A 6,516-nucleotide genomic window follows, 5' to 3' on the forward strand; every position below is an offset into this window, starting at 1 on the left:
CGCTGGGCCTGCCGAAGCGCAGCCTAGTGCGCCGCTTCAAGGCCGAGACGGGGCTGAGCTTCGTCCAGTGGCGGCACCACGCCCGGCTGATCCGGGCGGCGGCATTGCTCGGCGACGGGGCTTCGGTGACCGAGGCGGCTCTGGCCGTCGGCTATGACAGCATCAGTGCCTTCATCACCCGCTTCCGCGCCGGCTTCGGGGTGACACCCGGGCGGTTCGCCCCCGGCCCGAGCTGTGCCGCAAATAAGGCGGGCCGTGACCCCGGATCGGCGCGATGACGCCATGTTTGCGCGCTGGAATGGCCTGAACGATATGACGGGGAAGCCATGGATCACGAGAGTCCGATTGCGGCGCGGCGGGGCCTGAACGACGAAGGCCAGCGCGCGACATCGCGGCCGGCCAGCCGTTCGGCCGAGAACGAGGCGCGGATGGTTGCTCATCTGCGCTCGGTCCTGCTGGCGCCCGGCCGCTCGCATGTCTGGGAGTGACCCGATTTCTGCGAGTGCAAATTCGTGGTAAAATTCAATTAAATATTGCCTGCGGGCGAGGATCCGATGGTGTCGGAGCGGCTTCGGCTGGAGGACGTTCCGGCCGCGTTCATTGCGGCCTGGAACCGTCACGACACAACATCACTGGCCGCGCTGTTCGCGGAGGACGCGGACTTCGTCAATGTCGTCGGCCTGTGGTGGCGGAGCCGGGTGGAAATCGAGGCCGCCCATGCGGCAACCCACGAGACCATCTTCAAAGAGAGCCATCTGGAAGGCGAGATCGCTGAGATCACTCGCCTGGGGCCCGCGGGGGCTGCCGCCTTGCACGTGACTTGGACGCTGACCGGCCTGGGCTCGCCGGACGGCACTCCGGCCGAACCGCGGCAAGGCATACTGCTTCTGGTGCTGACCGAGGCCGTGGGCGGCTGGCGGATCCGGATCGCCCAGAACACCGATATCGTGCCGGGTGCGCTCGCGCCGCCGTGACCGCCTGACCTTCCGCTAGCTTCGCCCCAGCACCCCGGCGCTCGGGCGGGCGGCGATGCGATCCCACCAGGCGGCCAGCCGCTCGTGCCGGCCCAGCAGGTCTCGCCCCTCGGGCGCCATCCGGAAATAGTCGATGACCGGGGCGGCGTGCAGGTCGGCGAGGCTGGGCGCCCCGCCCGCCAGCCACGGGCCGTCGCCGAGGAAGCCTTCGAGCACGTCCAGGCACAGCCCGGCGCGCGGCAGGGCGGCGGCGATCAGGGCCTCGTCGCTCGGCCGGCCCGCCTTCGGCTTGGACACCCGCTCGACATAGATGTCCCAGACCAGCGGGCGATAGGCGTAGCTGTCGAGCACGCCGATGACCTGCGTCATCCGGGCCCGGCCGCGGGCGTCGGCGGGCTGCAGCGCCGGCCCGGGAAACGCCTCGTCGACATAGCGGGTGATCGCCGCGGTCTCGTACAGCGCGAAGCCGTCATGCTCGAAGGCCGGGATACGGCCGAAGGGGTGGCGGCCGAGATAGCCCGGCGGCGGCCCCTCGGCGGCGAAGATGTCGACCTCGACCAGGTCGAAGCCCACACCCTTCTCCTGCAGCGCCATCAGGACGGCGCGGACATAGACGCTGTAGCGGGCGCCGTAGAGGATCGGGGTCATGGGACCTGCACCTGCCGCTCGGCGTCGACCACCAGGGCTCCGTTCCGCTCCAGCTGGTAGCGGCCGGTATAGGTGCCGGGCGCCCAGCCCTCGGGCGGGGCGCGCCGCCCGCTGAAGGCGGTCCAGAGATTCTTCGAGTCCGTCAGCACCGTGCGGTACTGGAACACCTGCGTGCCGTCCGGGCCGTTGATGGTCACGGTCTGGGTGTCGCCGGCCCGCACGCCGAAGCTTTCGGCCCACACCACCAGCGGCGCATTCCGGCCGCCCTTGACGTCGGCATACTCCCCGCGGCGTGCCGCGTCCCAGTCGACCTGGCCGGCGGCGAAGCCGGCGGTCAGCAGGGCGGTCGGGATATAGGGCACGTCCATGGCCCACAGCGAATGGCCGGTCTTGTTGCAGCCCGACTCGACCGGCAGCGCGGTGAAGGGGTCGATGAACGTCGCTTTCCTGCTGGCGTCCTCCCTGAATACGCTGAACTCGACATGCGGGAACTCGGTATTGCCGGACAGGCCGATCTGGCCCAGCGTCTGCCCGGCCTTCACCGTGTCGCCCGGCTTCACCCGGACGCTGCCCTGCTTCATATGGGCGTAGCGGGTGAACCAGCCGCCGCCATGGTCGATGGTGACGCCGTTGCCGGCCGTCTTGCCCCTGACCGCGTCGGCACCGCGCTGGTCGACCGAGACGTCCGGCTCGCCGTCGCGGACACCGGCCACGGTGCCGTCGGCCGCCGCCAGGATGTCGACGCCCTTGCGCATCGCGGCCAGGTCACGCAGGCGGATGTCGGTGCCGTTGTCGCCGTTGTAGCCCAGCCGGTCGCAGCGGAAGTTGCCGAAGCGCGGCCCGGGCTCGGCATCGATATAATTCTGGATGAAGCAGTCCTGGCCCAGGGTGCAGGCGGCCGGCCAGGCGAAGCGGGGCTCCTGCTCCTGCGCGGAGGCCACGGGCGCGGCGAGAAGGACGAGTCCGATCAGGGCGCTCCGCATCATCCGCTGTCTCCGTCCCTAAAGGGTCACCACCCGGATCCGCCGGCCCTGCACCGCGAGCGCGATGCCGCCGCGCTTCAGCGCCAGCGCGTCCTCGCCGAACAGCTCGCGGCGCCAGCCGTGCAGCGCCGGCACCTCGGCGTCGTCGTCCATGGCGATGGCCTCCAGGTCGTCGCTGCCGGCGACCAGCTTCTGGGCCACGCCCTCGTCCTCGCATTTCATCTTCAGGAGCACGCGCATCAGCTCGACCAGCGGCGCGATGCCGGGCGGGGTCGGCGGGCGCTGCGCCAGCTTGGGCGCCTGGTCCGGCGGCGTCGCAAGGCCACGCTCGACCGCCGCGATCAGCCCCTGGCCCTGCCAGCCCTCGGCCATGTTGCGGCTCATGCCGCGGATCCGGGCCATGGAATCGAGGTCGCGCGGAGTGTGGGCGGCGATCTCCAGGAGGGCCTCGTCCTTCAGGATACGGCCGCGCGGGATGTCGCGTTTCTGCGCCTCGCGCTCGCGCCAGGCCGCCACCTCGCGCAGGATCGACAGGAACTTGGCCGAGGCGTTGCGCGGCTTCAGCCGCAGCCAGGCCTGGTCCGGCTCGGTGCGATAGGTGCCGGGGTCGCAGAGGATCGCCATCTCCTCGGCCAGCCAGGCCTCGCGGCCCGACTTGGTCAGCTGTTTGCGCAGCGCCTCGTAGGCCGGGCGAAGATGGATCACGTCGGCCAGGGCATAGTCGATCTGGCGCTCGGTCAGCGGCCGGTGCGACCAGTCGGTGAAGCGCGAAGATTTGTCGATCCGCGCATTGGCCAGCTTGCCGACCAGGTTCTCGTAGCTGACCGATTCGCCGAAGCCGCAGACCATCGCCGCGACCTGGGTGTCGAACAGCGGCGTCGGCACCCGCCCGGTCAGATGCACGAAGATCTCCACGTCCTGGCGGGCGGAGTGGAAGACCTTCAGCACCTTCGGGTTGTGCACCAGCGTGAACAGCGGCTCCAGGTCGATGCCGGAGGCCAGCGGGTCGATGGCCGCCGCCTCGTCCAACCCGGCGATCTGCACCAGGCACAGCTTCGGCCAGAAGGTGTGCTCGCGCATGAACTCGGTGTCGATGGCGATGTAGTCGGCCGCTGCCATGCGGTCGCAGAAGGCGGCGAGCTCGGCGGAGGAGGTGATCAGAGTCATCCTCAGCGTTGTAGCGGATGACTCCCCCGGTTGCCGAGTGCTTTACGCCGATTCGCTGAACGGAATGTCGCAGGTGCCGAATCCGTCTAGGCTTGGGCGCGAACCGGGATGAGGGCCGGGGCGGGAACGAAGCCATGCTTTCGCCATGGCGGTCCGGGAGCGTGGAGACGGCGGCAAGGAGGGCGGCATGAGACGATCCCTGGCATTGACGGCGGCCGTGGCCGTGCTGGCGGCGACCCTGCCTTTTGCCGGCGCGGCCGGGCGGGAGGAGGCGCCGTCAGGCCTGTTCCGGGTCGGCGACACCGGCGTGCGCTGCCTGAAGCAGCCCTGCCCGTGGCGCGGCGTGGTGCCGGTCGATGACGAGAGCGTCGCCGCCGGCACCGTGCCGCCGGCCTATGCGGGGGACGCGCCGCCGGTGATCGCGGCCCGGCCCGAGCTGCTGGAGCAGGCCCGTAACGAGATCTGGCGCGCCTGGGCATCGGGCGGCTGCCTCCTGGTTCATGGCCGGTTCGAACGCCGCGGCGCCGCGGCGGTGCCGATGCTGTCGGTCGACCGGATCATCGGGCCGTGCAGCCGATAGCCGGGCATGCGTTGATCGTTTTCGGCCGGCAGGGCCGCTTGGCGAGAGGGGAAAGCGGTGCCGACGACGCTGAGAGTCATCGCCATCATCGAGTTCGTACTGAGCGCCTTCGTGACGCTGTGGTGCTGGTTCGGGGATCCGAGGAGCTTCTTCCTGGGGCTGATCTTCCTGTTCTCCGGCTTCGTCTCCGCCGCAGTGTTCGTCGCGCTCGCCCGGGTTCTGGAGAATTCCGAGCTGATGCGGGCGGAGCTCGGCCTGCTGCGGGACGATCTGTGGCGGGAGCTCAAGACGTTGCGGGACGGTGGCGGACCCGCGCCGAGCCGGTCGCCATCGCCCCCGCCGCCGCGCCCGTCGACGGCACCGATCCGTGAATCGACCGATCCGGTCACCCGCCGGGTCACCTATGTCTATAACGGCGTGAGCTATGACAGCCGCCTCGCCGCCGTGGCCCAGCTCGCCGAGGACGAGCGGCGCGGGCAGAAGCGTCCGGCCGACTGACACGAGCCCGCCATCCCCCATCAGCCCAGCTCCCCGAACAGCCGGTGCAGCCCGGCGCGGCTTTCGAAGCCGATGCCGGGCAACTGCGGCAGGCCGGCCAGACCGTCGCTGACGGTGGCATCGTCGCCGAGCCCGCCGAAGGGATGGAAGCAGAGCGGGTTGACCTCGGCGCCGCCCAGCCCGAGCGCGGCGACGACATGCAGGGTGAACAGGTGCCCGCCATGCGGCCAGAACGCCCGGCGCGGCCAGCCCGCGGCGGTCATGGCGTCGACGATCTGCAGAAAGCCGGGCAGGCCATAGCAGTGCACCGGGTCGAACAGCAGGATGTCGCGGTCGGGCCGCAGCCCGCCATGCCGCGCCAGCAGCCGGGCCTCGGCCGCGGAGAACAGCGCCTCGCCCGACGCGACCGGTCCCGGATAGGCGGCCGTCACCGCCGCCTGGGTCGGGAAGTCGTGCGGGTCGCAGACATCCTCGAACCACCACAGCCCGAGCGGCGCCAGCGCGGCGGCCGCTTCCAGCGCGGCGGGGCCGTCATAGGCGTTCATCGCGTCGACGGCGAGGTTTCCGGGGCCGCCCAGCGCCGCCGCCGCGACCTCGATCCGGCGGAGGTCCCGCGCCGGCCCGGCCGTGCCGATCTTGATCTTGGCGCGGGTGTAGCCGAGATCGGCCAGCCGGTGCATCTCCTCCCCCAGCCGGGCGAGATCCTCCTGTGGATACAGGTAGCCGCCGCCGGCATAGACCGGCACGCGCTCCGGCGCCGGCTCCGCCTGCCCGAGGCGATCGGCCAGGAAGCGATGCAGCGGCAGGCCGGCGATCTTTGCGGCGGCGTCCCACAGTGCCATGTCGAGGGTGCCGACCGCGACGCAGCGCTCGCCATGGCCGCCCGGCTTCTCCCCGGCCATCATCGCGGCCCAGGCGCGGAACGGGTCGAGATTGGTCCCGGCCGCATCGGCCAGGGACGCGGCCAGCAGCCTGGGCGCGAAGCGCTCGCGGATCAGCCCGCCCTGCGCGAACCGGCCGATCGACCCGAAGCCCCAGCCGACGACCGGCCATCCGTCTCGCACCACGTCGGTGACCACCGCGACGATGCTGGTGGTCAGCCCGCCGGACGGGATGGCCGGATCGGCATAGCGCGAGATCGGGACCGACCGCTCCCGGATATCGACGATCCGCATCGGCTATCCCTCCCAGTCCAGGCCGAGGTCGAGGATCGGCGCCGAATGGGTGATCCAGCCGGTGGAGATCAGGTCGACGCCCGTGGCGGCGATGGCCGGCACCGTCTCCGCCGTCACCCGGCCTGACGCCTCGGTCACCGCCCTTCCGTCGACCCGGCGCACCGCCTCGCGCAGTCGGTCGAGCGTCATGTTGTCCAACAGCACGGCGTCGATGCCCTCGGCCAGCGCCTCGTCCAGCTGGTCGAGCGTGTCGACCTCCACCTCGATCTTCACCAGATGGCCGATCGCGGCGCGGGCCTGGGCGATCGCCGGCCGCACCCCGCCGGCCACGGCGACGTGGTTGTCCTTGATCAGCACCGCGTCATCCAGGCCGAAGCGGTGGTTGACGCCGCCGCCGGCACGGACGGCGTGCTTCTCCAGCGCCCGCAGCCCCGGCGTGGTCTTGCGGGTGCACGGCGACTGCGCGCCTTGTACGGCCGGGCGGCCGCGGC

General features: G+C 71.1%; 10 protein-coding genes. 5 read left to right on the forward strand and 5 right to left on the reverse strand.

The window, feature by feature from the left end; genetic code table 11:
- The 3 genes from P409_RS22630 to P409_RS22635 form a co-directional block, all read left to right on the forward strand.
- The coding region (locus tag P409_RS22630) for a helix-turn-helix transcriptional regulator (protein ID WP_034844016.1) at positions 1-278 on the forward strand (278 nt) is incomplete at its 5' end.
- Between the two features lie 48 nt (positions 279-326).
- Positions 327-488 (forward strand): hypothetical protein, encoded by a 162-nt coding sequence (locus P409_RS39120; protein ID WP_161790451.1) that lies wholly within the window; start codon positions 327-329, stop codon positions 486-488.
- 66 nt (positions 489-554) lie between these two features.
- A complete protein-coding gene (locus tag P409_RS22635; protein ID WP_034844019.1) occupies positions 555-974 on the forward strand; it encodes an SgcJ/EcaC family oxidoreductase in 420 nt (139 codons plus the stop codon).
- A 15-nt stretch (positions 975-989) separates the two neighbouring features.
- Here the strand turns inward: P409_RS22635 and P409_RS22640 are convergent, their stop codons facing one another.
- From P409_RS22640 to rnd, 3 genes are read right to left on the reverse strand one after another with little or no spacing between them, the layout of a single operon-like run.
- Complete coding sequence (locus P409_RS22640) at positions 990-1,622, reverse strand: glutathione S-transferase family protein (RefSeq protein ID WP_034844021.1); 633 nt, start codon at positions 1,620-1,622, stop codon at positions 990-992.
- Complete coding sequence (locus P409_RS22645; protein ID WP_052121208.1) at positions 1,619-2,608, reverse strand: M23 family metallopeptidase; 990 nt, start codon at positions 2,606-2,608, stop codon at positions 1,619-1,621. Before P409_RS22645 ends, P409_RS22640 begins: the two co-directional genes overlap by 4 nt.
- A gap of 15 nt (positions 2,609-2,623) precedes the next feature.
- Positions 2,624-3,772 (reverse strand): ribonuclease D, encoded by a 1,149-nt coding sequence (gene rnd, locus P409_RS22650; protein ID WP_034844022.1) that lies wholly within the window; start codon positions 3,770-3,772, stop codon positions 2,624-2,626.
- A 187-nt stretch (positions 3,773-3,959) separates the two neighbouring features.
- Between rnd and P409_RS22655 the strand changes: the two genes are divergently transcribed.
- Both P409_RS22655 and P409_RS22660 read left to right on the forward strand, forming a co-directional pair.
- Positions 3,960-4,352: a hypothetical protein gene (locus P409_RS22655; protein WP_152613493.1), complete on the forward strand. Its 393-nt coding sequence runs from the start codon at positions 3,960-3,962 to the stop codon at positions 4,350-4,352.
- A gap of 57 nt (positions 4,353-4,409) precedes the next feature.
- Entirely contained in the window at positions 4,410-4,850 is a 441-nt protein-coding gene (locus P409_RS22660) for a hypothetical protein (RefSeq protein WP_034844027.1), read from the forward strand.
- Positions 4,851-4,870: 20 nt separating this feature from the next.
- Here P409_RS22660 and P409_RS22665 read toward each other — a convergent pair whose 3' ends face one another.
- Positions 4,871-6,025 carry an enolase C-terminal domain-like protein gene (locus P409_RS22665; protein WP_034844028.1) on the reverse strand — a complete coding sequence of 385 codons (1,155 nt, stop codon included), beginning with the start codon at positions 6,023-6,025 and terminating at the stop codon, positions 4,871-4,873.
- A 3-nt stretch (positions 6,026-6,028) separates the two neighbouring features.
- A partial coding sequence (nadC, locus tag P409_RS22670; RefSeq protein ID WP_034844031.1) for a carboxylating nicotinate-nucleotide diphosphorylase occupies positions 6,029-6,516 on the reverse strand: 488 nt, incomplete at its 5' end.

This window comes from Inquilinus limosus MP06, from assembly GCF_000767795.1.
GTDB classification, from domain to species: domain Bacteria; phylum Pseudomonadota; class Alphaproteobacteria; order DSM-16000; family Inquilinaceae; genus Inquilinus; species Inquilinus limosus_E.